Here is a 25,368-nt window from a genome sequence, read left to right as displayed (position 1 = left end):
GTCGCCTCACATCCTGAATATGCCGAAACGGGTGGGTTCAATGGGTGCGTTGAGCGCGGCGGACAGACCGAGGCCGAGGACGAGGCGGGTATCCTTTGGGTCGATGATACCGTCGTCCCAAAGCCGCGCGCTGGCATAATAGGGATGGCCTTCCCGTTCGTATTTTTCCTGGATCGGCTGCTTGAACGCCTCTTCGCCTTCCTTCGACCAGTGCCGGCCATCAGCTTCAATACCGTCGCGGCGAATCTGTGCCAGAACGGAGGCCGCCTGCTCGCCGCCCATCACGGAAATGCGGGCATTCGGCCACATCCAGAGGAAGCGGGGCGAATATGCCCGGCCGCACATGCCGTAATTACCGGCCCCGAAGGAGCCGCCGATGATGACGGTGAATTTCGGCACTTTCGCCGACGCAACAGCAGTGACCAGCTTGGCGCCGTCCTTGGCGATGCCGCCTGCCTCATAGGCCTTGCCGACCATGAAGCCGGTGATGTTCTGCAGGAAAACCAGGGGAATACCGCGCTGGCAGCAGAGCTCGATGAAATGCGCGCCTTTGAGCGCCGATTCCGAAAACAGGATGCCGTTATTGGCGATGATGCCAACGGGATAGCCATGGATATGGGCGAAACCACAGACCAGCGTCGTGCCATAAAGCGCCTTGAACTCATCAAATTCAGAACCATCCACCAGACGGGCGATGATCTCACGTACCTCGAAGGGTTTGCGCGTATCGGCGGGAACGATGCCGTAAAGCTCTTCGGGCGGGTGAAGCGGTTCTGCCGGTTCACGGATATCCAGCTCCACCTGCTTGCGGCGGTTGAGGGTTGAGACAATCCGCCGGGTCAGCGCCAGCGCGTGGCGGTCGTCATGGGCAAAATGATCGGTGACGCCGGATTGCCGGGAGTGCACATCCGCACCGCCCAGCTCTTCCGCACTCACCACCTCACCTGTTGCCGCCTTCACCAGCGGCGGGCCGCCAAGGAAGATCGTGCCCTGGTTTTTGACGATCACGGATTGGTCGCTCATCGCAGGCACATAGGCCCCGCCCGCCGTGCAGCTGCCCATCACCACGGCGATCTGGGCGATGCCTTTCGCCGACATATTGGCCTGATTGTAGAAGATGCGGCCGAAATGATCGCGGTCGGGAAACACTTCGTCCTGATTGGGCAGGTTCGCGCCGCCGGAATCCACGAGGTAAATACAGGGCAGGCGGTTCTCGGCGGCAATCTCCTGCGCGCGCAGATGTTTCTTCACCGTCAGCGGATAATAGGTGCCGCCCTTCACGGTCGCATCATTGGCGACGATTACACATTCTCGGCCCGAGACCCTGCCGATGCCGGTGACAATGCCGGCGGCCGGAACGGGTTCGTCATAAACCTCGTAAGCTGCAAATTGCGAGAATTCGAGGAATGGACTGCCGGGATCGAGAAGTGTCTCGATGCGGTCACGTACCAGCAATTTGCCACGGGAAAGATGCCGTTCACGGGCCTTGTCGCCGCCGCCTCTGGAGATTTTTTCGACGTGTCGGCGCAGGTCATCCACCAGACCCGACATGAACTCGACATTGGCAGCGAAGGCGGGGTCGCGGTTCAGGCTGGATGTTAGCTTCATCGCGTGTCCTCACCCGTTGCCCTTGACCAGTTCGCGGCCGATCAGCATCCGGCGAATTTCGCTGGTGCCTGCGCCGATTTCGTAAAGCTTGGCATCGCGTAGCAGCCGCCCGGCCGGACTTTCATTCACGTAACCGGAGCCGCCGAGAAGCTGGATTGCATCCAGCGCCACCTGCGTCGCCCGCTCGGCGGCGAAGAGGATAGCCCCCCCCGCATCCTGCCTCGTGATGCGGCCATTGTCGCAGGCCCGGGCCACGGAATAGACATAAGCGCGCGATGCGTTCATCGCCGAATATATATCCGCGAGCTTACCCTGCACGAGCTGGAATTCACCGATCGGTTTGCCGAATTGCTTGCGCTCGCGGGCATAAGGCAGCACCAGATCGATGGCCGCCTGCATGATACCAACAGGGCCGGCGGCCAGCACGGCGCGCTCGTAATCCAGCCCGCTCATCAGCACCGCCACGCCGTCATTCAACCGCCCGAGGATGTTTTCCTCCGGCACCTCGCAATCCTCGAACACGAGTTCCGAGGTGGGGGAACCGCGCATGCCGAGCTTGTCGAGTTTCTGGGCCGGACGAAACCCTTTGAAGCCTTTTTCAATGAGGAAGGCGGTGATGCCGCGAGGGCCGGCGGACATGTCGGTCTTGGCGTAAACGACCAGCGTATCGGCCTCGTGGCCGTTGGTGATCCACATTTTCGCACCGTTCAGCACATAGCGGTCGCCCCTGCGTTCCGCCTTCAGCCGCATCGAGACGACATCCGAACCGGCCTCCGTCTCGCTCATGGCGAGCGAACCGACATGTTCGCCGGAGACGAGTTTCGGCAGATATCTCTGCTTCTGCTCTTGCGTGCCCCAGCGATGGATCTGGTTGATACAGAGGTTGGAATGGGCGCCGTAGGAAAGGCCAATGGAGGCGGAAGCCCGGCTTATTTCCTCCATCGCCACGCAATGGGCGAGATAGCCCATGTCGGCGCCGCCGAATTCTTCCGAAACGGTGATGCCGTGCAGGCCAAGCTCGCCCATTTCAGGCCAGAGCTGACGCGGGAAGCGGTCGTCCCTGTCGATCTCGGCCGCCAGCGGGGCGATTTTATCATCGGCAAATGCACTTGCGCTGTCGCGTAATGCTGCGATTTCCGGGCCGAGATCGGCATCGAAAATGGCGGCGAGGTTCAAACTCATCGCGTCTCCTCCTCCGGACGGCGGGCCGTCCCTTTTGTCAGCAGCCGGCACCTCCTCCGCGCCGGCAGCCCTTATTTACGGCGTGTCACCCCCGGTGAAGGCGGCGGAACGGCGCACGAATGTCTTGATGGCAAAGTTGGACTGGATGCGCGACACGCCGGGAACGGTGGTCAGGAAATCCAGCAGCTGCTGGTAATGCGGCAGATCCCGCACCATGGCGTGGATCAGATAATCGGAACTGCCGCTCGTCTGGTAACCACCCACCACCTCGGGAATGGAGGCCACATGATGTTCGAATGTCGTCAGCGCTTCCTTAATCTGCCGCTCCAGCGTGACGGAGATGAAGACACCCATATTGCCGAGCAGCCGGTTCTCGTCAAACACGGCGGTATAGCCGCGAATGATCCCTTCCTCTTCGAGCTTGCGCACGCGGCGCAACGTTGGCGTGAAGGAAAGGCCTATCCGAGCCGCAAGATCCCGCCAGCTGACCCGCCCGTCATCGCCGAGAACATGCAGAATCTTCTGGTCGAAACTGTCGAGCTCAATCATGGATCATTTGCTCTATGATATGACTATTTGTTGGATCAAAGATATCGCCAATCAAAAAACTGTCAATCAAAATAGCTTTGAAATGAATTCGAGATAGTGATAGCGTTCACGTCAGTCGCGGTCTGGAGGAGATTTGCGGCGGGCCGGTTCCTCACGTCAGGGCTGGCCAAGGGAGGTGAATTTGGCTGTGCATGACCCTGTCGTGATCGATGGGGCCGCCCGTGCTTTCAAGGGCAGCCCTCGCGACCAATTCCAGCTGGCGACGCGCCTGATACGCTTCTGCTTTTTGGCGGGAGGCGGCGATGATGCTCACTGAATCCCAGCAGCAGATCAGAGATATGGCCCGCGACTTTGCGCGGGAAAGGCTTGCCCCTGGCGCCGCTTCGCGTGACCGGGAAAGCCGTTTCCCGGAGGAAGAATTGAAAGCGATGGGCGAGCTCGGCTTCCTCGGCATGCTGGTGTCCGAAGAGTATGGCGGGGCGGAAACCGGTGCTGTCGCTTATGCGCTGGCGCTGGAGGAAATCGCTGCAGGGGACGGTGCCTGTTCCACCATCATGAGCGTCCATAATTCGGTCGGCTGCGTGCCGATCCTAAAATTCGGGACCGAGGACCAGAAGCAGCGTTTTCTGCCGAAGCTTGCCTCCGGCGAATGGATCGGTGGCTTTGCGCTGACCGAACCACAGGCTGGCTCCGATGCCTCAAATCTCAAGACCAGGGCGCGTCGCGATGGCGATCACTATATTCTTGATGGCGCGAAGCAGTTCATCACCTCGGGTAAGAATGGCGATGTCGTCATTGTTTTTGCCGTTACGGATGCAGCGGCAGGCAAGAAGGGTATCAGCGCCTTCATCGTGCCCACCGACACGCCGGGCTATGAGGTTATCCGGGTCGAAGAAAAGCTCGGCCTTCACTCGTCCGATACCTGCCAGATCGCTTTCAAAGGCATGGCCATTCCTGCCGATTTACGGCTCGGTGAGGAAGGTCAGGGTTACCGCATTGCGCTCGCCAATCTGGAAGGCGGCCGCATCGGCATCGCGGCGCAGGCGGTGGGCATGGCTCAGGCGGCATTTGAGGCGGCGCGGGATTATGCCCGCGAGCGCAAGGCCTTCGGGCAGGCGATCATCGAACATCAGGCGGTAGCGTTTCGTCTCGCGGATATGGCGACGCGTATTCAGGCGGCGCGGCAGCTGGTGCTGCATGCGGCGGCGCTGAAGGAGGCGGGCGAGCCCTGCCTTTCCGAGGCTTCGATGGCCAAGCTCTACGCGTCGGAAATGGCCGAACGCGTTTGTTCGGACGCCATCCAGATCCACGGCGGGTACGGCTACATGGCGGATTATCCGGTGGAGCGGATCTATCGCGATGTGCGCATCTGCCAGATTTACGAGGGGACAAGCGATGTCCAGCGGATGGTGATCGCGAGGAACCTTTGAGGATTGTTTCGCGGTCTGGAGGAGACCGCGACGGGAGGAGTAGAATGGATATATCAGAAACGCCACGTCTCAGCCTGCATGTTCCCGAACCTGCGGTGCGGCCCGGCGGGGAGCCGGATTTCTCCAATGTAAAAATACCCAAGGCCGGCTCCGTGCCGCGCCCGGAAGTGGATGCCGCGCCGGAAAGCATGCGTGATCTCGCCTATTCGATCATTCGCGTCCTTAATCATCAGGGTGAGGCCGTCGGACCTTGGGCCGGGCTGCTTTCGGATGACGACCTGCTGACGGGTCTGAAGAACATGATGAGGCTTCGGGCTTTCGATGCGCGCATGCTGATGGCGCAGCGGCAGGGCAAGACCTCTTTTTATATGCAGCATCTTGGGGAGGAGGCAGTGAGTTGCGCCTTCCGCAAGGCGCTTTCCAAGGGCGACATGAACTTCCCGACCTATCGGCAGGCAGGTCTGCTGATCGCCGACGACTATCCGCTCGTCACCATGATGAACCAGATCTATTCCAACGAACTCGATCCGCTGCACGGGCGGCAACTGCCGGTCCTCTACTCTTCCAAAGAACACGGTTTCTTCACCGTATCCGGCAATCTCGCCACGCAATATGTCCAGGCGGTGGGCTGGGCGATGGCATCGGCCATCAAGGGTGATACAAAGATTGCGGCCGCCTGGATTGGCGATGGCTCGACGGCGGAGTCGGACTTTCATTCGGCGATGGTTTTTGCATCGACCTACAAGGCGCCGGTCGTTCTCAACATCGTCAACAACCAATGGGCCATTTCCACCTTTCAGGGCATTGCACGCGGGGGCTCCGGGACCTTCGCGGCACGCGGGCTGGGTTTCGGTATTCCCGCACTGCGGGTCGACGGTAATGATTATCTGGCCGTTTATGCCGTGGCCCGTTGGGCCGTGGAGCGGGCGCGCCGCAATCTCGGCCCGACGCTCATCGAATACGTCACCTATCGCGTCGGCGCGCATTCCACCTCTGACGATCCGAGCGCCTACCGCCCGAAGACCGAGTCCGAAGCATGGCCTCTGGGCGACCCTGTCCTGAGGTTGAAGAAACACCTCATCCTGCGTGGCGTCTGGTCGGAAGAGCGGCACCGGCAGGCGGAAGCGGAGATCGCCGATGAGGTGCTGGAAGCCCAGCGCGAGGCGGAAAGCCACGGCACGCTGCACGAGGGCAAAAAACCGCCGAAGAAGGATATTTTCGAAGGTGTTTACGCCGAGATGCCGGCGCATCTCGTCCGCCAGCGCCAGAAGGCAGGATGGTAAGACATGGCAAGAATGACGATGATTGAAGCCGTCCGCAGCGCCATGGATGTATCCATGGAACGCAGCGACGATGTCGTGGTTTTTGGTGAGGATGTGGGTTATTTCGGCGGCGTTTTCCGCGCCACACAGGGGCTGCAGCAGAAATACGGTAAAACCCGCTGTTTCGATGCGCCTATCAGCGAATCCGGCATTGTCGGCACCGCCATCGGCATGGCCGCTTATGGATTGCGGCCCTGTGTCGAAATCCAGTTCGCCGATTACATGTATCCCGCCTATGACCAGATCACCCAGGAGGCAGCGCGTATCCGTTATCGCTCAAACGGGGATTTTACCTGCCCGATCGTTCTTCGCATGCCGACCGGCGGCGGCATTTTCGGAGGCCAGACGCATAGCCAGAGCCCGGAGGCGCTTTTCACCCATGTTTGCGGGCTGAAAGTGGTGGTTCCTTCCAATCCTTACGACGCCAAGGGGCTACTGATAGCGTCCATCGAAGACCCCGACCCCGTAATGTTTCTGGAGCCGAAGCGGCTTTATAACGGCCCGTTTGACGGTCATCATGACCGGCCCGTAACGCCATGGTCCAAACACGAGAAGGGGGAGGTGCCGGAAGGGCACTACACCATTCCCATCGGCAAGGCCGAAATCCGCCGCCCCGGAAACGATGTCACGGTCATCGCTTATGGCACCATGGTGCATGTGGCGCTGGCAGCGGCGGAAGAGACGGGGGTGGACGCCGAGATCATCGATCTGCGCAGCCTGCTGCCGCTCGACCTCGATACCGTCGTGAAGTCGGTTTCCAAGACCGGCCGCTGCGTCATGGTGCATGAGGCGACGTTGACCTCCGGCTTCGGGGCAGAAGTCGTGTCGCTGGTGCAGGAACATTGTTTTTATCACCTTGAGGCTCCCGTCGTGCGCGTTGCAGGTTGGGATACGCCTTATCCCCATGCGCAGGAGTGGGACTATTTTCCGGGGCCAGCCCGCGTCGGGCGCGCCCTTGTCGAAGTCATGGAGGCCTGATCATGGCAGAATTTATTCTAACCATGCCCGATGTCGGTGAAGGTGTGGCGGAAGCCGAACTCGTGGAATGGAACGTCAAACCGGGCGATCTTGTGCACGAGGACATGGTGCTGGCCGCGGTGATGACCGACAAGGCGACGGTGGAAATCCCTTCGCCGGTGGCGGGCGTCGTCACCTGGCTCGCGGTAACGGTGGGAAATACGGTGCCGGTGAAAGCACCGCTCCTGCGCATCGAAACCGATGTCGCTGCCGTCGCTGCCAATGGTAGCGCGCCGGAAGGGGAGGCGCCGACCCGCATGACGGAAGAGGAAGCGCCCGCCGACATGACGGACACGCCGCCACCCGTTGAAACCCACCCGGTGCTGCGCGAAGCCGGGGAGGCCAACACGGCGCCTGCGGTCGAACTGCACCATAAGCCGCTGGCATCTCCGGCCGTTCGCCAGCGTGCTGACGATCTCGATATCGATCTTGCACAGGTCAAGGGAACGGGTCCCGACGGGCATATTACCCATGCGGATCTCGACGCGTTCTTAACCGTGCGGGGGCGGCCGGAACGCACTGAACCGATGGCACCCCACGATAGCGCTGTCGAAGAGGTTAAGGTGACGGGGCTCAGGCGCAAGATTGCCGAGAAGATGGTCCTTTCCGCCTCCCGCATTCCCCACATCACCTATGTCGAAGAAGTCGACGTGACCGATCTGGAAGATCTGCGCGCTACGATGAACGGCAACCGCCGTTCCGGGCAGCCGAAACTGACGGTCCTGCCATTTTTGATGCGCGCGCTTGTCAAAGCCGTTGCCGATCATCCTGGTATGAATGCGCTTTTCGACGATGAAAAAAGTGTCGTCAGCCACTACGAGGCGGTTCATATCGGCATTGCCACGCAGACACCGTCAGGCCTCACCGTTCCGGTTGTGCGCCACGCGGAAGCGCTCGGCCTTTGGGAGTGCGCAGACGAGGTCGCACGCGTTGCCGAAGCCGCTCGCACCGGGACGGCGCATCGGGAAGAACTGATGGGCTCCACCATCACCATCAGCTCGCTTGGGGCGTTGGGTGGTGTCGTTTCGACGCCCATCATCAATTACCCCGAAGTGGCGATCATCGGCGTCAACAAGATCGTGACGCGGCCGGTCTGGGACGGAATTCGCTTTGTGCCGCGCAGGATGATGAACCTGTCTTCGAGCTTCGATCATCGTGTCGTGGACGGCTGGGATGCGGCAGTCTTCATACAGGCCGTCAAGGCGCTTCTGGAAAAGCCGGCGCTTATTTTCATCGATTGAAGGCGATCCGTGCTCCCTCCTCCCTGTGCTCGTCACAGGGACCCAGCCAGCCCAAGTCTTTGGGCTGAAAGGAACTCGTCCCGTCGCGCAGACGCGCCTCGGCTGGATTCCTGTGACGAGCACAGGGATGAGGGCGTATGCGTGTCATGACCGCATTTCTTAGCCCGCGTTTTCAGCCTTCACGGAACTCTTTCGCTATCGGTATAGGCTTGCGTTCGTCATCTTCGGGTATAGAAGAGAAGAACGAGAAGCATGTTTTCTCATCACGATCACAGTCGCGGACGAGGGCGCTCCGGTGCCCGGCGGTCCGCTCTCCGCCGGCAACAGAACGAAAAAGGTCCTCCCATGCAAACTCCCAAGCCCGTTGTCCTGACTATTCTCGATGGCTGGGGGCTGAGTGAGGATACATCCAGCAACGCGCCTGTTCTGGCGAACACGCCCACCATGGACCGGCTTTTCGCCACCTGCCCGAATGCGAGGCTCACCACGTTTGGTCCTAAGGTGGGGCTGCCTACCGGACAAATGGGCAATTCCGAAGTCGGTCATACCAATATCGGTGCGGGCCGCATCGTCGCCATGGATCTCGGCCAGATCGATCTTGCAATCGAGGATGGCAGCTTTTTCCGCAATGCGGCGATGCTTGATTTCGCCGCCAAGGTGAAGGCCGCAGGCGGTGTGGCGCATCTGATGTGCGTCGTTTCCGATGGCGGCGTTCACGGCCATATCCTCCACGGCCAGGCGGCGGTGAAGCTGATGGTCAGCCACGGCCTGAAGGTCGTGGTGCATGCCATCACCGATGGTCGTGACGTCGCGCCGCAATCCGCTGAAGATTTTGTGGCTGCGCTTGTGGCAAGCCTGCCGGAAGGCGCCAGCATCGGCACCGTGATCGGCCGTTATTATGCGATGGATCGCGACAACCGCTGGGAGCGTGTCGAAAAGGCCTATGACGCGATGGTCCTGGCCAAAGGCGAGCACGCCCGGGATGCGGTGAGCGCCGTTGCACAGAGCTACGCGAATAAAGTCACGGACGAGTTCATCCTGCCGACCGTGATCGACGGTTACGAAGGCTTCAAGGCCGGCGATGGCCTGTTCTGCCTGAACTTCCGTGCTGACCGCGCGCGTGAAATCCTGCTTGCCATCGGTGCCGATGATTTCGACGGTTTTGCGCGCGAAAAGCCAGTGCTCTCGGCGCTGCTTGGCATGGTGGAATATTCTACCCGGCACAATGATTTCATGGCCACGGCTTACCCGAAGCGCGATATCGTCAACACGCTTGGCGCCTGGGTGGCGAAGCAGGGACTTACGCAGTTCCGCCTCGCCGAAACGGAAAAATATCCGCATGTGACGTTCTTCCTGAACGGCGGCAAGGAAGAGCCGGAAGTCGGTGAAGATCGCTTCATGCCGAAATCCCCGAAGGTCGCGACCTACGACCTGCAGCCGGAAATGAGCGCGCCCGAGGTAACGGAAAAATTTGTCGAGGCGATCGGCAAGGGTTACGATCTCATCGTCACCAATTACGCCAACCCTGATATGGTCGGCCATACCGGTGATCTGCAGGCCGCAATCAAGGCCTGTGAAGCCGTGGATCGTGGCCTCGGTGCGGTGGTTGCCGCACTCGAAAAAGTGGGAGGCGCAATGCTTGTGATTGCCGACCACGGCAATTGCGAAACCATGGTCGACCCGGTGACCGGCGGCCCGCATACGGCGCACACCACAAATCCGGTTCCGGTGATCCTTTTCGGTGGCCCTGAAGGTGCGAAGCTGCATGACGGTATTCTCGCCGATGTCGCGCCTACCCTGCTGCAGCTGATGAATGTGCCCTTGCCGCCGGAAATGACGGGCAAGAGCCTGATCGACCTTTAATCATACGTCGTCGCGCGGCAGCATTTAACCCCCGCGCGACCGTCTGTTTCAGGTTCCGAACGAGCGTTTTAAGCTATGACTGCTTCGCGTAGAGGCGGTCGTGCGCCAGCATGCCGGCAATCATGGCGCAGACGAAAAGAACGACTGGCATCAGCCCAAGGCCGACAGCGGAGAGTGCCGGGCCGGGGCAGAAGCCGGCAAGCCCCCAACCGATGCCGAAAATTGCCGAGCCGGTTATCAGCGGCCCGTCGATGCGGGGCTTTGCTGGAAGGCGGAAATCGTCGGCGAGAACGGGCTTGGCGAGACGTCTGCTGAGCAGCACGCCCGGCGCCGCGACCATAACGGCACCGCCAAGAACGAACATCAGGCTCGGGTCCCAATGGCCGCTTGTGATGTCGAGAAAGCCGGAAACACGCGCCGGATCGACCATGCCCGACAGCGAAAGGCCAAATCCGAACAACGCTCCTGCAAGCAATGCAAGTGCAATACGCGCTACGGCCGGATTTTTCATGACAGGGCTCCCGCTATCGTCGCAGTAAAGATGCCGGTGATCAGGAAGGTGGCGGTTGCGGCGATCGAGCGCCGGGAAAACCGCGCCAGCCCCATGATGCCATGGCCGGAGGTGCAGCCGGAGCCCATGCATGTGCCAAAACCTACCAGCAGACCGGCAATCAGGATGAGGGGCCAAGGGGCAGCGACGGTGATTGCGGGCAGCCGGCCGAATGCTGCGGCATGGATATAAGGTCCCGCCAGCAGGCCGGTGATGAAGGCGAGATCGGCAAGACGCCGCTGCCTGCCAAGAGTTCTGCCGATGATCCCGCTGATGCCGGCAATGCGGCCGTTAAAGACAAACAGGAGAACGCAGGCGAGGCCGAGCAACATGCCGCCGAAAAGAGAAGACCAGTAGGGGCTCACGCGGTCTCCTCCTCCGGCGCGCAGAATATGGTGTAAAGCGCCTCGATCAGCTGCGCCGCTTTCGCTTCGCTAAGCTGGTAGAAAATTTGCTTGGCGTCACGCCGGGTTTCAACCACACCGGCTTCCCGCAGGACGCCCAGCTGCTGGGAGAGTGTAGGCTGGCGAATATCCAGCCTGGCTTCCAGCTCTCCCACGGAGAATTCTCCCTGCGCCAGCGTGCAGGCCAGCATCAGCCGCGCAGGGTGGGCAAGGGTCTTCAAAAGCAGCGCGACTTCCACGGCCCGTTCCTCCATGGCGGGAAGGGGAATGTCAGGAGTATGAAGGGGCTTTCCGGGCGTCTTTCCCTTTACCACGTGCTTCCCTCCAGCACATCAAGAGGGAATTTCAGGTAACGCCTGCCATTTGCCTCCGGCTCCGGCAGGCGTCCGCCGCGAATATTGACCTGCAGGGCATGGAGGATGAGCTTTGGCATCGGCAAGGTCCGATCCCGCGTTTCCCTGAGGTGGATGAAGCTTTCCTCCGTCATGCCGACCAGATGTGGATTGCTGCGTTTCTGTTCGCCCACCGTACTTTCCCATTTCGGCGCGCGGCCGCCGGGCTGATAATCATGGCCGGTGAACAGCCGTGTTTCGTCCGGAAGGGCGAGAATGTCCTGAATGGACGCCCAGAGTTCTCTGGCGCTGCCACCGGGAAAATCAGCCCGCGCTGTGCCTGAATCCGGCATGAAAAGCGTATCGTGCACGAAGGCGGCATCTCCCACCACATAGGTTACGGAGGCGAGCGTATGGCCGGGCGAAAACAGCACGCGCGCTTCAAGCGAACCGATATTGAACCTGTCGCCCGCCTCGAACAGCCTGTCCCACTGCGAACCATCGGTTTCAAGGTCTGGCCAATTGTATTTTTCCTGCCAGAGCCGCTGTACGCCGGTGATCTTCGCGCCGATCGCTGTCTGCGCACCGGTCTTCTGCTTCAGGTAATGGGCGGCGGAGAAATGGTCGGCATGCGGATGGGTATCGAGAATCCATTCCACCGACAGGCCTTCGCTTTCCACATGATTCAGAATGGCGTCGGCATTCATCGTTCCGGTTGCGCCGGATTTCTCATCGAAATCATAGACCGGATCGATAATGGCGCAGCGTTTGGTCACTGGATCGGAAACGACATATTGCACGCTCCAGGTGCGCGGATCAAAGAATGCCTTGACTGGAACCGCTGCCGCGCGTCGCTCCAGCCAGCGGGTGGCGCCGGAAAGATCAAAGCCATGCGCCTTGCCAAACGCCTCGATGTCGCCGCGTTCCATGCGTCCGTCGAGCGCTTCCCCGAGCACATGAAGCGTGAGCGCACGGGTGCCACCCTTGCAATGGGCAAAAACGGGGCCTGCCGCTTCCGCCATTTTCTGTTGAAAGGCGCGGATATCGGCCTCAGTGATAGCAGGGCCGGTGACCGGGATGAAGCCATAGTCCATGCCTGCCGCCCCGGCGGCGCTTCTTTCCTGCTCACTGCCCGGTTGGCTCGGCTCTTCGCCATCCGGCCGGGCATTGATGACGCATTTATAACCCTGCGCGGAGAGCGATTGGAAATCGGCGGTCATCGGCTGCCCCGCAACGGTCAAGCGCTCGTTGATCTTAACGACTTTCATCGACATCTCCTGTGGCAACAAATCAATATATATTATTGTATAATGTATATTGATCGCTGGCAAGAGTGCGAGGTACCTTCGCAGCTCTCTGCGGCTTGTGGCGTGTTAGCGGAACATCCCCTGCGCCCGGGTGGCAGGGCGCAAGGCATGTTTGCGGCATCGATTAGAATTCACACTGGCCTCAGACGGCAAGCCTGCGGCGCGTCGCCTTCCAGCCGAGACAGATGGCTCCTACAAGCAGGACCGTCTGGGCGATCAGGAACGGTGGTTCATTGCCGTTCGGCGCCAGCTTGTTGAGCGTTTCGACCTTGAGAAAGGCCTGCACGATCAGGACGAACATGTTGAGATAGAGGCTCATCGTGGCGGTGATCGTATAAATGATGCGCGCCCTGCCATTCAGACCGTATCCGTAAAGCGCGACAAGTGCGATTGCCAGAACGAGGGTCGATATGACGCCGACACCGAGTGCCGGCGTGAAATTTCCGATTGGGAACAGGAAGCCGGTGAGCGTGGTGGCAAGCGTGGTGACGAGGAATAGCGCCATCATGCGGGGCATCCATCGCCCTGCCGCATAAGCGGGCAGGGCGATCAGTCCGGTAGCAATGCCGATGAAGCTCAAGCCCACATGCAGTGCAGTGAATTGGGGAATGGTCAGTCCGAGGATCATGATACGTATCCCTCTATTCGGGCTTGGCTGCACGATACCGGCTGGCGGCAAGTGCATGGGAGAGATTGGGCCGCAGGGCTGCACGCGCGGCAAGGAAATTTTCAAGATCGGCAGTGTCCGGCAGGGAGGGAATGGTCAGCGCTTCGCCAAGGTCGAGACCGGCAAGGGCAGCATCCACCATGTCATGCACATCCATGACCATCGCGGCCGGAATGGTATCGAGCCGTTCTTCCTCCCAGATGGCCGTGCGGGTTATATCGGGAAGAACGGCCTGAACCCGCACGCCGGAGGGTGAAAGCTGTGCCTGCAGCGCCTCGGTAAAAGCGAGCACGAAAGCCTTGGTGGCCGGGTAGACGGCGGTGAATGCTGCCGGCATCAGTGCTGTAACTGATGTAATGTTGATGATCGTGCCCTTTCCGTCGGCGGCAAGGCGCGGCGCGATGGCCGCCGCAAGCCGCGTGACGGCGAGAATGTTGAGGCTGATCATCGTCGTCACATAGGCTGGGTCCAGCGCCGTGATCGCGCCTTCGCCAGCGATACCGGCATTGTTGACGAGGCCGGTAATCCGCCGGTCCTCACGCAGCCGCGCCTCGACCTTTTCGAGATCTTCCGCCCTGGAAAGATCGGCGGAGAGAACCTCGACGGCGATGTGATGATCCTTTTCCAGCTGCGCGGCCAATGCCTTCAGCTTCTCGGCGCGTCGCGCCACCAGAATGAGATCGTGGCCGCGTTTTGCCAGACGTTCGGCATAAACCGCGCCGATGCCGTCGGATGCGCCGGTGATGAGAAATGTATTCTGTGTCATGTCCGTGTCTCCTGTATCCGGTGGTTTCAGCCGTTGATGAAGGCGAGCAGGTCGGCGTTGAACCGGTCCTGATGGGTCTGTGTCAGGCCATGATCGGCTCCCTGATAGATTTTGAGCACCGCATGTTTGACGATCTTGACCGTGGAAAGCGCGGAAGCGCCGACCGGCACGATCTGGTCGTCATCGCCGTGCAGAACCAGCGTCGGCTTGTCGAAAGCTTTCAGGTCCTGATGGAAATCGCTTTCCGAAAAGGCGCGGATACTGTCGAGCTGACCTTTCAGGCCGCCCATCATGCCCTGCCGCCAGAACTCATCACGGATACCTTCGGATATGACGGCGCCTTCGCGGTTGTAGCCGTAGAAGGGAATGGTCAGATCCTTGAAGAACTGGCTGCGATTGTCATAGGTGCCCTTACGGATGCCGTCGAAAACGTCGATTGGCAGACCGATGGCGTTGCTTTCCGTCTTCAGCATCAGCGGCGGCACCGCGCCGATGGGAGCGATCTTGGCAACGCGGGCGGTGCCGTGGCGGCCGATATAACGTGTCACCTCTCCGCCACCGGTGGAATGGCCAACCAGAATGATGTCGTGAAGATCGAGTTGTTCGATTAACTCGGCCAGATCGTCGGCATATTGATCCATGGTGTTGTCATGCTAGACCTGATCGGAGCGGCCGTGGCTACGGCGGTCATGGGCGATGGTGCGGAAACCGTTATTGGCGAAGAACACCATCTGCGCGTCCCAGGCGTCGGCGCTGAGCGGCCAGCCGTGGGAGAAGATGATGGGCTGGCCGTCTTTCGGGCCCCAGTCCTTGTAGAAGATGTGCGTTCCGTCTCTGGTGGTGATCGTTGTCATGGCTCTCTCTCCTGTTGCAGGGAGCTTGCTTGCGTCCCGTGGGAATAGAGATACTCTTGACGCAGCCGGGGATGGATTGGCGCTTCTGACAGAAAGCGAGCCGAAACTGACAAAACGGGGTTGGGCATGGCGGGTGTAACGGGAAGCGCGCTGGAAGTGGGGCTGGTCCTCTATCGGGACTGCCAGATCGCCATGGTGCATGGCATCACCGATCTTTTCGCCATCGCGTCGGTATTTTCACAGGATCGCGGCGGGCCTAAATTGCGGGTCAGCCATTGGAGCATGGGCGAAGGCGGTGAATTTTCCCGCTCCTATGACACGGAACCCGGCGGGCCGGGGCATCCCGATATCTTCGTTGTGCCCGGCCGGTTGACCGGGCCGGCTGAAATCGAGGAAGCCGAGCCTTACGCCCGCTGGCTGCTGAACCGGCACGCCCAGGGCGCGACGCTGGCTGCCAGTTGCGGCGGGTCGTTCATGCTCGCGGCCACCGGGCTTCTGGCTGGCCGCCCGGCGACGACCCACTGGTTGTTTGCGGAGCGTTTTCGGGACCGATTTCCCGATGTCCGGCTGGAGATAGACAAGATCGTCATCGAGGACGGCGATATCATCACGGCCGGCGGGTTGATGGCGTGGACCGATCTTGGCCTGCGCATCGTCGACCGGCTGCTCGGCCCTTCCGTGATGATCGAGACCGGCAAGTTTCTGCTGATCGACCCGTCAGGACGGGAACAGCGTCATTATAGTAGTTTCGCCCCAAGGCTGACGCATGGCGATGAGCCGATCCTGAAGGTGCAGCACTGGTTGCAGGCCCGTGCCGGGCGGGCGACAAGCGTTACCGACATGGCCGGCCATGCCGGGCTGGAGGAGCGAACCTTTCTGCGCCGCTTCAAGGTGGCGACCGGCATGAAGCCCATCGAATATGTCCAGCACCTGCGGGTCGGCAAGGCGCGTGAATTGCTGGAATTCACCCGCCGTTCGGTCGATCAGATCGCTTGGTCGGTGGGTTATGAGGACGCTGCCGCCTTTCGCCGGGTGTTTCACCGCATTCTCGGCCTCTCACCGGGAGAGTATAGAAGCCGCTTTTCCAGCGGTTCGGCCATGGTTGCTGCCTGAGGTTGATCCGATGGGGGTGGTGGTACCCGGCACTTGCAATGTGGCCGGTGTTTGCTAACATGCCAGACAAGTTTAAAACAGGTGGGCCGGAATGGACGTCGAGAGCAGCACCAAGCAAGTATCGCTTGCGGCGAAAATCAGTTCGGCCTTGCGACGGGACCTGGCGGAGGGGGTGTTCCGCCCGGGTGACCGGCTTCCGAGCGAAAGCGAATTGACGCGGGAATATTCCGTCAGCCGGACGGTTGTGCGCGAGGCCATCGCCATTCTTCGTGCCGATGGCCTCGTTGAAGCACGCAAGGGCGCAGGGGTCTTTGCTGTCGAAGCCAAGCCGGCAAAGGAACTGCCTTTTAACGATCTCGCCGTGGGTCGCATTTCCTCGGTCATCGAACTCCTGGAACTGCGGACCGTGTTCGAAGTGGAATCCGCCGGGCTGGCGGCCTCGCGCCGTTCCGCCGTGCAGGTGGAATCGATCGTGGATGCGCATCGGCGTGTCGGTGACTGTCTCGCCGCCGGGCTACCAACGCGGGACGCCGATTTCGAATTCCATCTCGCCATCGCGCAGGCCACGCAGAACAGGCGGTTTCCGGAGTTTCTTCAACTCATTCGGTCCGGTATCATTCCCCGCGGCGAATTGCAGGGTGCTGCGCCGGGGTCGCGCCCCAAGGATTACAACCTCCACCTGCAAGAGGAGCACGGCAAGATCGTCGATGCCATTATCGAGGGAGACGCCGATGCCGCGCGCCAATATATGGCCTCGCATCTGCGCGGCAGTCTCGAGCGTTACAAGGTGCTCCTGCGGTCCCGCACCGTGGCTGAGTAAGGCGGAAATAGCTGATATGGCAATGAATTATGCGTTGGCCCGTCGGTAAAAGGCCAGGGAAGCAGCAAGCGTCAACAGCGCGCCGCCGCAGATGCGGTCGAGCCATAATGCTCCGGACTTGCGCAATATCCTGACCGCCTGCGCGCCGAACAGGGCGTATGCGAACATCACGATGAAGTCGATGCCGGCGAAGATCAGCGCAAGTACGGTATATTGCTGAATCTGCGGCGCGGCGACATCGATGAATTGCGGCAGGAAGGCCGAAAAAAACAGGTATCCCTTGGGATTGGTCACGGCGACGAGAAAGCTCTTCAGGAAGATCGAACGCGCCGATGCGGCCATGTTTGCCTCTGCAGAGCCGAGAGCGCCGTCAAGCGTCCCTCTTGAACGCAGAAGCATGATGCCAAGGTAAACAAGGTAGCAGACCCCCGCCCATTTGACGACACCGAACCAGAACTCCGAGGTGGCCATAAGAGCCCCCAGTCCCAGTGCAACCGCGCCGATCAGGACGAAATCCGAAAGGACGGCACCAGCCATGCCGATCATCGCGCGACGCACGCCGAATTTCGAACCATTGGCAAGCGCCAGCAAGACGGTGGGGCCGGGTGTTGCAATGCCGATAAAGGCGACGATGGCAAAGGCCAGAAGCGTCACGTCGATCATATTTTCCTCCCCCGAGGCGGCAGACACGAGCGGTCAAATCGCCACAATTTTCCATGTCAGCCTTCTGTGGGCAGGGAGAATACAGCGTTTTGCGGTTGTGGCAATGTGGGCTTCTTTAGGGAAAGAAGAACGCCGCAACCGCCGCCTGGGCAACGCTGTCCCTGTATACCCCCGCGCCTGCCGATATCGATTTTGGCGTCGGATGCTTGACAGCCCGCAACACCTGTGACAACTTTACCGTAGTTGTCAGACAGGATATGCTTCTTGCACGTTCGGTGACTGGCAAGGGAGGAATCATGTCAAAAAGACGCCTTTCGCTTTATGGCCTGTCCGGCCAGATCGGAAGTATTGCGGTCACGCTGCTTGGATTGCTGCTGCTGACCTTTTTCATTGGCCGCCTGATGCCCGCCGACCCAGTGCGGGCCATTGTCGGTGAGGATGCGACCCGTGAAACCTATGAACAGGTCTATCACGCGCTCGGCTTTGACCGCCCGCTGTGGCAGCAGTTCGTCTATTATCTCGGAGATGTCTTCACCGGCAATTTCGGAACGTCGATCCGCACGGGCCGCCCCGTCATCGAGGACATCATAAGCGTGATGCCGGCGACGATCGAGCTTGCGACCTTCGCCATCCTGATCGGTGCCGGCCTCGGCATACCCATGGGCGTTTACGCCGCCGTGAAGAAAGACCGCTGGCAGGATCATCTTGTGCGCGTTCTCAGCCTGTTCGGCCATTCCATGCCGATCTTCTGGACCGGCATGATCGCGCTGATCGTTTTTTACGCCCATCTCGGCCTCGTTGGCGGCGGTGGCCGCATGGACCAGTTCTATATCGGTCTGGTGGAGGAGCGGACTGGCTTTCTGCTGATCGACAGCCTGCTTGCGGGTGACATGGAGGTCTTCCGGTCGGCCATCAACCACCTCATCCTGCCAGCTGCCCTGCTGGGCTATTCCTCCTCTGCCTATATCACCCGCATGACGCGCAGCTTCATGCTGGATCAGCTGGGGCAGGAATATGTGACGACCGCGCGTGTCAAAGGCCTGTCGCAGCGGCAGACGGTGTGGCTGCATGCTTTTGGCAATATTCGCGTGCAGCTGGTCACCATCATCGCGCTGGCTTACGGTTCGCTGCTGGAAGGAGCGGTCCTCATTGAGACCGTCTTCGCCTGGCCGGGTTTCGGGCAATATCTCACCAGCAATCTTATCATCGGCGACATGAATGCCGTGATGACCTGTGTACTGATCGTCGGCGTCATCTTTATCGGGCTCAATCTCCTGTCCGACATTCTCTACCGCTTTTTCGATCCGAGGACCCGCTGATGACGGCCCGTGCTGAAACTTCCTTCCGTCTTCCGGTGCCGCTGAACGCGCTGAAGAACATTATCGTCTTCCTCCTCAAAAGCCCGACATCGGCTTTCGGCCTGCTGATCTTGCTGCTGCTCGTCATCTCGGCGATTTTTGCGCCCTGGCTCGCGACGCATGATCCTTACGCACAGAATCTCGCCAACACGCTGCAGCCCCCGGGCAACGGCCATGTCTTCGGGACGGATGAGCTGGGGCGCGATATCTATAGCCGTCTTCTCTGGGGCGCTCGCATCACGCTCACCATCATCACGCTGGTATCGATCATCGTCGGTCCCGTCGGCCTTCTGGTCGGTACGGCATCCGGTTATCTCGGCGGCAAGTTCGATACGGTGATGATGCGCATCACGGATATTTTCCTGTCTTTCCCTAGCCTCATCCTGTCGCTCGCCTTCGTCGCAGCGCTGGGTCCGAGCCTTAATAATGCGATCATTGCAATTGCGCTCACCTCATGGCCGCCGATTGCGCGTCTTGCCCGCGCTGAAGCCATGACCTTTCGCAAGGCGGATTACATTGCCGCTGCAAGGCTTCAGGGCGCGTCGCCGCTGCGCATCATCGTCAAGTCGATCATGCCCATGTGTCTCCCCTCGGTTCTCATCAGACTGACGCTGAACATGGCGACCGTCATTCTGACCGCCGCAGGTCTGGGCTTTCTTGGCCTCGGCGCGCAGCCGCCGCTGCCGGAATGGGGAGCGATGATCGCCACCGGCCGACGTTACATGCTGGATAGCTGGTGGCTGGTGACCTTTCCCGGCATTGCGATCCTGTCTGTCAGTCTCGCTTTCAACCTCCTCGGTGACGGGCTGCGGGATGCGCTCGATCCGAAGCAGATGAACCGGAGATAGGGACATGGAAAAACCAATCCTTGATGTTGAAAATCTCCGTATCCGTTATGGTGGCTCACCCACCGAGGCGGTGCGCGGCATCTCCTTCACGCTCGGTCGGGAGCGGCTCGGCATTGTCGGTGAAAGCGGTTCGGGAAAATCCACAGTCGGACGCGCTCTGTTGCGCCTCCTGCCTTCGGCAACGATCACAGCTGACAGGCTGGCTTTCGACGGGCTCGATCTTCTCTCCCTCGATGAGAAGGAGATGCTGAAGGTTCGTGGCCGGCGCATGTCGATGATCCTTCAGGATCCGAAATTCTCCCTCAACCCCATCCGTCGGGTCGGCGATCAGGTGACGGAGACCTATCTGCGCCACTTCAGGGCATCAAAAGCCGAGGCACGGGAAAAGGCGCTGGCGATGCTGGATGCGGTGAAGATCCGCGATGCCTCACGTGTCTACGAGCAATACCCGCACGAAATCTCCGGTGGCATGGGTCAGCGCGTGATGATCGCCATGATGCTGCTTGCCGATCCCGATCTCGTTATCGCTGACGAACCAACTTCGGCACTTGATGTGACGGTGCGGTTGCAGGTGCTGAACATTCTCGACGGTCTGGTGCGCGATCGCGGCATCGGCCTCATCATGATCAGCCACGATCTCAACCTTGTGCGCAATTTCTGCGACCGGGTGCTGATCATGTATTCAGGCCGCGTGGTGGAAACGCTGGCCGCCCGCGATCTCGATCAGGCGCAGCATCCCTATACGCGCGGCCTTCTGGCGGCACAGCCGCGTATCGGCGGTGCGCGCGCACCGCTTGCGGTGCTAGACCGCCGCCCTGAATGGGTGGAGGAGAATGCATAATGGCCGTTTCTGTCGAAACCCGCGATCTTTCCATCACTTTCGGCAGCGGCAATACTGCACTGAAAGTGCTGCCTTCGGTGTCGTTCCGTGTCGAGCCCGGCGAATGTTTCGGGCTGGTCGGTGAAAGCGGTTCGGGCAAGTCCACCGTGTTGCGCTGCGTCTCAATGCTCAACGATTTCTGGACTGGCGATATCCTCATCGACGGCAGATCGGTGCGAGACGTGCCGCTGATCGAGCGCTGCCGTATGTTGCAGATGGTGTTTCAGGACCCCTATGGCTCTCTGCATCCCCGCCAGTCGGTGCGCACCGTGCTTGGTGAATCGCTTGCGATCCACAAGCTCGGCGACCGCGAGGAGCGCATGCGCAAGGTCATCACTGATGTCGGCCTGCCGGTGTCTTTCCTCGACCGTTTCCCGCACCAACTCTCCGGCGGCCAACGGCAGCGCGTCGCGATTGCGAGGGCGCTGATCCTGGAACCGTCGCTGCTGCTGCTCGATGAGCCGACCTCGGCGCTCGATGTCTCGGTCCAGGCGGAAATCCTCAACCTCTTGCAGCGGCTGCGGGAAGAGCGCGGTTTCACCTATATCATGGTGACCCATGATCTCGCCGTGGTCGATCACATGTGCGATCGCTTCGCCGTGATGCTGCGTGGCGAAATAACCGAAATCCTGCCGCGCGAGGCCATTGCTGGCAACGATGCAACGCATCCTTATGCGCGCGAACTGATCGGCGCCTCACTGGAATATGAAGGCGCGTGACGGCTCCAAGAACGTGACCGTCCTCCTCCGGGGCGCCACGGATAATAACAGCCTCCTTCCTTGCCCGGCCTCCCCGCCGGGCATTTTTTTTTGGGAAGGCAGGCCGAAGATAGAAAAGACCGGTGGTAATCGGGCCTCGGGCTGCTGACAAACGGAGCCTCTCCGCCGTCATGCCGGACTAGATCCGGCATCCAGCTACGGGGTGTCTGCGCCATAAGAGGAGTCTTACGCGATCAAGGACTTGATCGGGCTGGACCCCGGATCTAGTCCGGGGTGACGGAGTGCGGATGCCTCACTCTTGGGGAATATTTCGGCTTTGTAAGGCCTCGTCGGCAGCAAAAAAGCGCGGGGTTAGCCGCGCCTTTTCTTACTCGCAGATATGGCGCCGATTATCGCTCCTTGCTCACCACTTCAAACCTAGAGAGCCAGGGACTGACGATCATGCCCTTGACGTCGCTGCGGAAGGCTGCGGTGTCGACCACTTCGGAGAAGGGCTGAATGGACATGACGATTTCATCCATATAACCCTGCAGGTCTTCATAAAGCTTTGTCTGTTTTGCCGCATCGCGCTCGACAAGAGCTTCCTCGATCATCTTGTTCAGCTTTTCGTCGAAGAAGCTGGTGCGCCAGCTCTGGTAATTGGTGAGCTTGGCGTCATCGGCATTATTGGGGTTGTAGGCAATCGAGCGCAGGTTGTTGTCCGGGTGCGGCTGCTGGCCGCCGCCACCGCGGCCGAGCAGCAATTCGAAGTTGCGCTCGCGCATCGCACCATAGATCTGGTCGCCGGAGCCGCTGATCAGCTCGGCCTGAATGCCTGCCTGGGCGAGCGTGTTCTGGATCGCCGTTGCGGCTTTCATGAACGGGTCTTCCGAAAGCACGCGCAGCGTTGTCTTGAACCCATCAGGATAACCGGCCTCGGCCAGAAGCGCCTTGGCTTTTTCAATATCGAGCTTGTAGCCCTGATCCGGCAGCGCACCCATGACGCCGGTGCTGAGGGAGCGCTGATGCAGCTTGCCGTAATAGGGCATGACCGCCTTGTCGAGACCATCGTAATCAATCAGGTAACGCAAGGCCTCGCGCACCTTCTTGTTCGCGAATTTCTCGTCCTTCATCGAAACGCTGAGGTAATAGAAACCGGAGCCCGGTGTGGATTCGATGGTGACGGTCTTGTCGGCCTCAAGTGATTTCAGATCCGGAGCCTGCAGGGAATAGGCAACGTCGATATCGCCCCTTTCCAGCATGAGCCGCTGCGACTGCGATTCCGGCAGATGGCGCATCAGGATACGCTTCATCTTGGCCTTTTCACCCCAATAATCGTCGTTGCGGGTGAGGATGATGTATTCGTTGGATTTCCACTGGGTCAGCTTGAAGGGGCCGGAGCCGGCGGAATTCAGCGTCAGCCATGCGCCGCCGAGATCGCCATCCTTCTCATTCTCAAGCGCGGTCTGGCTGTCGATGATCGAGCCGGGACCGTTCTGGGCAAGGATCATCAGGAGAAGGTTGGGATCGTCGGGCTTGGGGATATTCAGCACGAAGATCTGATCGCTTTCGGCAACGAAAAGCTTGTCGGCCTCTTCGAGCTTGAAACCGCGGGTTTTCAGAAAGGATGATTGCGCCAGATTGCGGGCGAGAAGCCGTTTGAGGCTCCATGCCACATCCTTTGCCGTCACGGCATTGCCGGAAGCGAACTTGGCATCCGCACGTAGATGGAAACGGATCGACTTCCGGTCTTCGGCTATTTCCCAGCGTTCGGCAAGGCGCGGCTGGACGCTGCGGTCCTCAGGCGAAAGCACGATCAGGGTGTCATAGATATTGTTCAGAACCTGCACGGTCTCGCGGCCGGTGATGGCGGCGGGGTCGAGTGTTAGGATATTGCTCATGGTCGTGGCGACAATGAGCTGGTCCTTTGGCGTCTCGGCAAAAGTGCTGAGCGGCATGGCGCCGATCAGCAGGGCGCCAAGTGCTGCTGTTGCAAGAAAATGTTTCATCTTTCCTCCCAATACGGCCGCTTCATACGGCCTTCCACGTTTCGATCCACGTGCCCGGTTCCTCCTCGGGCGGCGTGTGATCAACCAAGAATATCTTTGACTGGCGTGGCCAGGGCCCGGCCGATCGCCGCTGTCGCCGGCGCGTCCAGATGCACGCCGTCCACCGGCGAAGCACTGGCGACCGAACCGGCGTCGAAGAAGTGATGTCCGAGTTCGGTAGCGAGTTTTTGGTAAAGCGGTGCAAGCCTGAGCGATTGCCCGACATCCCGCCCTCCCGCCGGTTCTCCACCGGGGCCTGCAACGCAGGGCGGTGGGGCAACGATCAGCAGTTTCGGTACCGCTTCTCGCGGCTTGTAGATGAAGGTCTCGACGATCTGCGCTAACCGGCGCATGCCGGAAACGGCGGCTTCCGCGCGTCCGCCATGCACCGGTTTGATGTCATTGGTGCCGAGCATGATTATGACGAGGTCAAGCGGCATATGGCACGAGAGCGCTATTTCCAGCGCCCGCGCGCCGTTGCGGCAGGCCGGACCGGCGTGGTCGTCGTAGCAGGTGGTTCGCCCGCCAAGACCTTCGGGGTAAACTTTCGCCATGCCGGCAAGCTCGGTTTCCAGAACCTCCGGCCAGCGATATGCGGCGGGGTGCCTGAGGCCCGTTGCCGGGTCCGCGCCCCAGGTGAGGCTGTCTCCAAAGGCGAGCACCGTTTTCATCGCCCGTTACCTCACCCGGTTGTTGTCGATGAAGGTAAAATCGATGTCCTCGCCAAGGCCCGGCCGGTCGGGAACGTGGACAAAGCCATCCCGGTCCATCGGATCGGACAGAGACTTCAGATAGTCGTGGCCGTCATCATATTCGAGGAAGGGATGTAGCAGGCCACGCTCATACCAGCGGCAATTCTTGGTGGCGGCAACCACATGCAGGTTCATGGCGGTATTTCCATGCACTTCGCACTCCATACCGAAGGCTTCGGCCAGATGCATCGTCTTCAGCGCCGGTGTGATGCCCCCGACATCGTTGACGCCGGTGCGCAGAATGTCGCAGGCGCCGGCCTTGATCCATTCGGCACGGTGCCAGTGTTTGCCGGCCGCACTTTCCGGGCCGACGACCGGAATATCGAGATTGTCGGAAAGCCACTTGTAGGAGGACAGCGACTGCTCATCCATCGGCTCCTCGATCCAGTCGAAACCGAGTTTTTCGAGGCCACGGCCCAGCGCCAGCGCATCGGTGCGGGAGTACCAGTGGAAGGCGTCAATCATCAGGCGGATATCGGGGCCGACCGCCTCGCGCACGGCCGCGCATGCCTTGAGGTCCATCTTCACATCCGGCGCCCAGCTGACGGGCGGCATCCACGTGTGCAGCTTGATGCCCTTGTAGCCGCGCTTCACCAGTGTCTCGGCAAAGCGGCCGTAGTCGTCCGGTGTCGCCAGCCCGCCTTCCAGTTCGTCACCGCACATGATGGAGCCATAGGCGAGCACCTTGTCGCGATAACCGCCGATCAACTTGTATACAGGTTGATTGAGGGAGCGGCCGGCAAGGTCCCATAGCGCGCAGTCAACCACCGCCAGCGTGCGGTCAGTCAGTTGGGCGGCTGAACCGCGCTGCCAGTGGGCAAGGTCCTGCCACAGCCGTTCGCGGTCTCGATGGTCCTCACCGATCAGGACTTTCTTGACGAATTTTTCTATGACATGCGGGCGAACTATCTCTGGCGCGGTGAAAGAATGGCCCTCGTGGCCGTCCTCTGTCCGGATCGTCAGCATGGCCTGTTCCACCTGATGCGCCGGACCCGGATGCGCGTGGCCGGCACTGTCCGAGTGCCGACGGGTCGTCGTGCGGAAAACACGGACCTCGACGTCGGTAATGATCATAATTCCTCCCTCATGCAGGTGT

General features: G+C 60.3%; 24 protein-coding genes and 1 pseudogene. 11 read left to right on the top strand and 14 right to left on the bottom strand.

What is annotated here, in order from left to right:
• Positions 1 to 6 precede the first annotated feature (6 nt).
• The 3 genes from K7A42_RS15155 to K7A42_RS15145 form a co-directional block, all read right to left on the bottom strand.
• Positions 7 to 1,608, bottom strand: coding sequence for a carboxyl transferase domain-containing protein (locus tag K7A42_RS15155; protein ID WP_322784275.1), 1,602 nt, complete (start codon positions 1,606 to 1,608; stop codon positions 7 to 9).
• A gap of 9 nt (positions 1,609 to 1,617) precedes the next feature.
• A complete protein-coding gene (locus tag K7A42_RS15150) occupies positions 1,618 to 2,790 on the bottom strand; it encodes an isovaleryl-CoA dehydrogenase (RefSeq protein WP_282455489.1) in 1,173 nt (390 codons plus the stop codon).
• A 75-nt stretch (positions 2,791 to 2,865) separates the two neighbouring features.
• On the bottom strand, positions 2,866 to 3,339 hold the full coding sequence (locus K7A42_RS15145) for an Lrp/AsnC family transcriptional regulator (RefSeq protein WP_004445535.1): 474 nt from the start codon (positions 3,337 to 3,339) through the stop codon (positions 2,866 to 2,868).
• Positions 3,340 to 3,641: 302 nt separating this feature from the next.
• On the opposite strand from K7A42_RS15145, the gene K7A42_RS15140 reads away from it, so the two are divergent.
• The 5 genes from K7A42_RS15140 to gpmI all read left to right on the top strand — a co-directional run bounded on the left by K7A42_RS15140 (position 3,642) and on the right by gpmI (position 10,212).
• Positions 3,642 to 4,769: an acyl-CoA dehydrogenase family protein gene (locus tag K7A42_RS15140; RefSeq protein ID WP_282455488.1), complete on the top strand. Its 1,128-nt coding sequence runs from the start codon at positions 3,642 to 3,644 to the stop codon at positions 4,767 to 4,769.
• A gap of 44 nt (positions 4,770 to 4,813) precedes the next feature.
• Positions 4,814 to 6,052 (top strand): 3-methyl-2-oxobutanoate dehydrogenase (2-methylpropanoyl-transferring) subunit alpha, encoded by a 1,239-nt coding sequence (locus K7A42_RS15135; RefSeq protein ID WP_282455487.1) that lies wholly within the window; start codon positions 4,814 to 4,816, stop codon positions 6,050 to 6,052.
• 3 nt (positions 6,053 to 6,055) lie between these two features.
• Positions 6,056 to 7,069 (top strand): alpha-ketoacid dehydrogenase subunit beta, encoded by a 1,014-nt coding sequence (locus tag K7A42_RS15130; protein ID WP_077985702.1) that lies wholly within the window; start codon positions 6,056 to 6,058, stop codon positions 7,067 to 7,069.
• A gap of 2 nt (positions 7,070 to 7,071) precedes the next feature.
• Positions 7,072 to 8,349: a dihydrolipoamide acetyltransferase family protein gene (locus tag K7A42_RS15125; RefSeq protein ID WP_282455486.1), complete on the top strand. Its 1,278-nt coding sequence runs from the start codon at positions 7,072 to 7,074 to the stop codon at positions 8,347 to 8,349.
• Between the two features lie 345 nt (positions 8,350 to 8,694).
• Complete coding sequence (gene gpmI, locus K7A42_RS15120; RefSeq protein ID WP_006698461.1) at positions 8,695 to 10,212, top strand: 2,3-bisphosphoglycerate-independent phosphoglycerate mutase; 1,518 nt, start codon at positions 8,695 to 8,697, stop codon at positions 10,210 to 10,212.
• Positions 10,213 to 10,285: 73 nt separating this feature from the next.
• On the opposite strand, the gene K7A42_RS15115 is transcribed toward gpmI, so the two are convergent.
• From K7A42_RS15115 to K7A42_RS15085, 7 genes and pseudogenes are all read right to left on the bottom strand, one after another.
• A complete protein-coding gene (locus K7A42_RS15115) occupies positions 10,286 to 10,723 on the bottom strand; it encodes a YeeE/YedE family protein (RefSeq protein WP_282455485.1) in 438 nt (145 codons plus the stop codon).
• Positions 10,720 to 11,094, bottom strand: coding sequence for a YeeE/YedE family protein (locus tag K7A42_RS15110; RefSeq protein WP_282455504.1), 375 nt, complete (start codon positions 11,092 to 11,094; stop codon positions 10,720 to 10,722). The genes K7A42_RS15115 and K7A42_RS15110 overlap by 4 nt, the downstream gene beginning before the upstream one ends.
• Before the next feature lie 29 nt (positions 11,095 to 11,123).
• The gene (bigR, locus tag K7A42_RS15105; RefSeq protein WP_045531466.1) at positions 11,124 to 11,420 is read right to left on the bottom strand and encodes a sulfite-sensing transcriptional repressor BigR; all 297 of its coding nucleotides are present in this window, start codon (positions 11,418 to 11,420) and stop codon (positions 11,124 to 11,126) included.
• A 53-nt stretch (positions 11,421 to 11,473) separates the two neighbouring features.
• Entirely contained in the window at positions 11,474 to 12,766 is a 1,293-nt protein-coding gene (gene blh / locus K7A42_RS15100) for a bifunctional sulfur transferase/dioxygenase Blh (RefSeq protein WP_282455484.1), read from the bottom strand.
• Between the two features lie 181 nt (positions 12,767 to 12,947).
• Positions 12,948 to 13,433, bottom strand: a complete 486-nt coding sequence (locus K7A42_RS15095; RefSeq protein ID WP_004445520.1) for a hypothetical protein — start codon at positions 13,431 to 13,433, stop codon at positions 12,948 to 12,950.
• 13 nt (positions 13,434 to 13,446) lie between these two features.
• Positions 13,447 to 14,238 (bottom strand): SDR family NAD(P)-dependent oxidoreductase, encoded by a 792-nt coding sequence (locus K7A42_RS15090; protein WP_282455483.1) that lies wholly within the window; start codon positions 14,236 to 14,238, stop codon positions 13,447 to 13,449.
• 26 nt (positions 14,239 to 14,264) lie between these two features.
• A pseudogene (locus K7A42_RS15085) lies at positions 14,265 to 15,092 on the bottom strand (alpha/beta fold hydrolase).
• A gap of 126 nt (positions 15,093 to 15,218) precedes the next feature.
• Between K7A42_RS15085 and K7A42_RS15080 the strand changes: the two are divergent.
• Positions 15,219 to 16,205 (top strand): GlxA family transcriptional regulator, encoded by a 987-nt coding sequence (locus tag K7A42_RS15080; RefSeq protein ID WP_004445517.1) that lies wholly within the window; start codon positions 15,219 to 15,221, stop codon positions 16,203 to 16,205.
• A 91-nt stretch (positions 16,206 to 16,296) separates the two neighbouring features.
• Positions 16,297 to 17,025 (top strand): FadR/GntR family transcriptional regulator, encoded by a 729-nt coding sequence (locus K7A42_RS15075; protein WP_004445516.1) that lies wholly within the window; start codon positions 16,297 to 16,299, stop codon positions 17,023 to 17,025.
• A gap of 27 nt (positions 17,026 to 17,052) precedes the next feature.
• Here K7A42_RS15075 and K7A42_RS15070 read toward each other — a convergent pair whose 3' ends face one another.
• Positions 17,053 to 17,688 carry a LysE family translocator gene (locus K7A42_RS15070; RefSeq protein WP_282455482.1) on the bottom strand — a complete coding sequence of 212 codons (636 nt, stop codon included), beginning with the start codon at positions 17,686 to 17,688 and terminating at the stop codon, positions 17,053 to 17,055.
• Between the two features lie 296 nt (positions 17,689 to 17,984).
• On the opposite strand from K7A42_RS15070, the gene K7A42_RS15065 reads away from it, so the two are divergent.
• Genes K7A42_RS15065 through K7A42_RS15050 form a run of 4 tightly spaced genes read left to right on the top strand, consistent with a single transcriptional unit; the run spans position 17,985 to position 21,493 of the window.
• Positions 17,985 to 19,007: an ABC transporter permease gene (locus tag K7A42_RS15065; RefSeq protein WP_004445514.1), complete on the top strand. Its 1,023-nt coding sequence runs from the start codon at positions 17,985 to 17,987 to the stop codon at positions 19,005 to 19,007.
• A complete protein-coding gene (locus K7A42_RS15060; RefSeq protein WP_004445513.1) occupies positions 19,007 to 19,894 on the top strand; it encodes an ABC transporter permease in 888 nt (295 codons plus the stop codon). Before K7A42_RS15065 ends, K7A42_RS15060 begins: the two co-directional genes overlap by 1 nt.
• Before the next feature lie 4 nt (positions 19,895 to 19,898).
• Positions 19,899 to 20,735 (top strand): ABC transporter ATP-binding protein, encoded by an 837-nt coding sequence (locus tag K7A42_RS15055; protein ID WP_282455481.1) that lies wholly within the window; start codon positions 19,899 to 19,901, stop codon positions 20,733 to 20,735.
• Positions 20,735 to 21,493, top strand: coding sequence for an ABC transporter ATP-binding protein (locus tag K7A42_RS15050; protein WP_006698450.1), 759 nt, complete (start codon positions 20,735 to 20,737; stop codon positions 21,491 to 21,493). Before K7A42_RS15055 ends, K7A42_RS15050 begins: the two co-directional genes overlap by 1 nt.
• 389 nt (positions 21,494 to 21,882) lie before the next feature.
• Here K7A42_RS15050 and K7A42_RS15045 read toward each other — a convergent pair whose 3' ends face one another.
• The 3 genes from K7A42_RS15045 to K7A42_RS15035 form a co-directional block, all read right to left on the bottom strand.
• Entirely contained in the window at positions 21,883 to 23,481 is a 1,599-nt protein-coding gene (locus K7A42_RS15045; protein WP_137069464.1) for an ABC transporter substrate-binding protein, read from the bottom strand.
• An 80-nt stretch (positions 23,482 to 23,561) separates the two neighbouring features.
• A complete protein-coding gene (locus K7A42_RS15040) occupies positions 23,562 to 24,191 on the bottom strand; it encodes an SGNH/GDSL hydrolase family protein (RefSeq protein WP_004445505.1) in 630 nt (209 codons plus the stop codon).
• A 6-nt stretch (positions 24,192 to 24,197) separates the two neighbouring features.
• Complete coding sequence (locus K7A42_RS15035; protein WP_006698448.1) at positions 24,198 to 25,346, bottom strand: mandelate racemase family protein; 1,149 nt, start codon at positions 25,344 to 25,346, stop codon at positions 24,198 to 24,200.
• Positions 25,347 to 25,368 lie beyond the last annotated feature (22 nt).

It is taken from the genome of Agrobacterium sp. InxBP2, from assembly GCF_026191755.1.
Classification (GTDB): Bacteria; Pseudomonadota; Alphaproteobacteria; order Rhizobiales; family Rhizobiaceae; genus Agrobacterium; species Agrobacterium pusense.
Note: the sequence above shows the minus strand (reverse complement) of the source record. Positions and strands in the feature narration are given on the sequence as shown.

Excerpts from the sequence above, each read along its gene's own strand:
- K7A42_RS15155 (WP_322784275.1), bottom strand. The coding sequence starts at position 1,608 with ATGAAGCTAACATCCAGCCTGAACCGCGACCCCGCCTTCGCTGCCAAT.
- K7A42_RS15150 (WP_282455489.1), bottom strand. The coding sequence starts at position 2,790 with ATGAGTTTGAACCTCGCCGCCATTTTCGATGCCGATCTCGGCCCGGAA.
- K7A42_RS15145 (WP_004445535.1), bottom strand. The coding sequence starts at position 3,339 with ATGATTGAGCTCGACAGTTTCGACCAGAAGATTCTGCATGTTCTCGGC.
- K7A42_RS15140 (WP_282455488.1), top strand. The coding sequence starts at position 3,642 with ATGATGCTCACTGAATCCCAGCAGCAGATCAGAGATATGGCCCGCGAC.
- K7A42_RS15135 (WP_282455487.1), top strand. The coding sequence starts at position 4,814 with ATGGATATATCAGAAACGCCACGTCTCAGCCTGCATGTTCCCGAACCT.
- K7A42_RS15130 (WP_077985702.1), top strand. The coding sequence starts at position 6,056 with ATGGCAAGAATGACGATGATTGAAGCCGTCCGCAGCGCCATGGATGTA.
- K7A42_RS15125 (WP_282455486.1), top strand. The coding sequence starts at position 7,072 with ATGGCAGAATTTATTCTAACCATGCCCGATGTCGGTGAAGGTGTGGCG.
- gpmI (WP_006698461.1), top strand. The coding sequence starts at position 8,695 with ATGCAAACTCCCAAGCCCGTTGTCCTGACTATTCTCGATGGCTGGGGG.
- K7A42_RS15115 (WP_282455485.1), bottom strand. The coding sequence starts at position 10,723 with ATGAAAAATCCGGCCGTAGCGCGTATTGCACTTGCATTGCTTGCAGGA.
- K7A42_RS15110 (WP_282455504.1), bottom strand. The coding sequence starts at position 11,094 with ATGTTGCTCGGCCTCGCCTGCGTTCTCCTGTTTGTCTTTAACGGCCGC.
- bigR (WP_045531466.1), bottom strand. The coding sequence starts at position 11,420 with ATGGAGGAACGGGCCGTGGAAGTCGCGCTGCTTTTGAAGACCCTTGCC.
- blh (WP_282455484.1), bottom strand. The coding sequence starts at position 12,766 with ATGAAAGTCGTTAAGATCAACGAGCGCTTGACCGTTGCGGGGCAGCCG.
- K7A42_RS15095 (WP_004445520.1), bottom strand. The coding sequence starts at position 13,433 with ATGATCCTCGGACTGACCATTCCCCAATTCACTGCACTGCATGTGGGC.
- K7A42_RS15090 (WP_282455483.1), bottom strand. The coding sequence starts at position 14,238 with ATGACACAGAATACATTTCTCATCACCGGCGCATCCGACGGCATCGGC.
- K7A42_RS15080 (WP_004445517.1), top strand. The coding sequence starts at position 15,219 with ATGGCGGGTGTAACGGGAAGCGCGCTGGAAGTGGGGCTGGTCCTCTAT.
- K7A42_RS15075 (WP_004445516.1), top strand. The coding sequence starts at position 16,297 with ATGGACGTCGAGAGCAGCACCAAGCAAGTATCGCTTGCGGCGAAAATC.
- K7A42_RS15070 (WP_282455482.1), bottom strand. The coding sequence starts at position 17,688 with ATGATCGACGTGACGCTTCTGGCCTTTGCCATCGTCGCCTTTATCGGC.
- K7A42_RS15065 (WP_004445514.1), top strand. The coding sequence starts at position 17,985 with ATGTCAAAAAGACGCCTTTCGCTTTATGGCCTGTCCGGCCAGATCGGA.
- K7A42_RS15060 (WP_004445513.1), top strand. The coding sequence starts at position 19,007 with ATGACGGCCCGTGCTGAAACTTCCTTCCGTCTTCCGGTGCCGCTGAAC.
- K7A42_RS15055 (WP_282455481.1), top strand. The coding sequence starts at position 19,899 with ATGGAAAAACCAATCCTTGATGTTGAAAATCTCCGTATCCGTTATGGT.
- K7A42_RS15050 (WP_006698450.1), top strand. The coding sequence starts at position 20,735 with ATGGCCGTTTCTGTCGAAACCCGCGATCTTTCCATCACTTTCGGCAGC.
- K7A42_RS15045 (WP_137069464.1), bottom strand. The coding sequence starts at position 23,481 with ATGAAACATTTTCTTGCAACAGCAGCACTTGGCGCCCTGCTGATCGGC.
- K7A42_RS15040 (WP_004445505.1), bottom strand. The coding sequence starts at position 24,191 with ATGAAAACGGTGCTCGCCTTTGGAGACAGCCTCACCTGGGGCGCGGAC.
- K7A42_RS15035 (WP_006698448.1), bottom strand. The coding sequence starts at position 25,346 with ATGATCATTACCGACGTCGAGGTCCGTGTTTTCCGCACGACGACCCGT.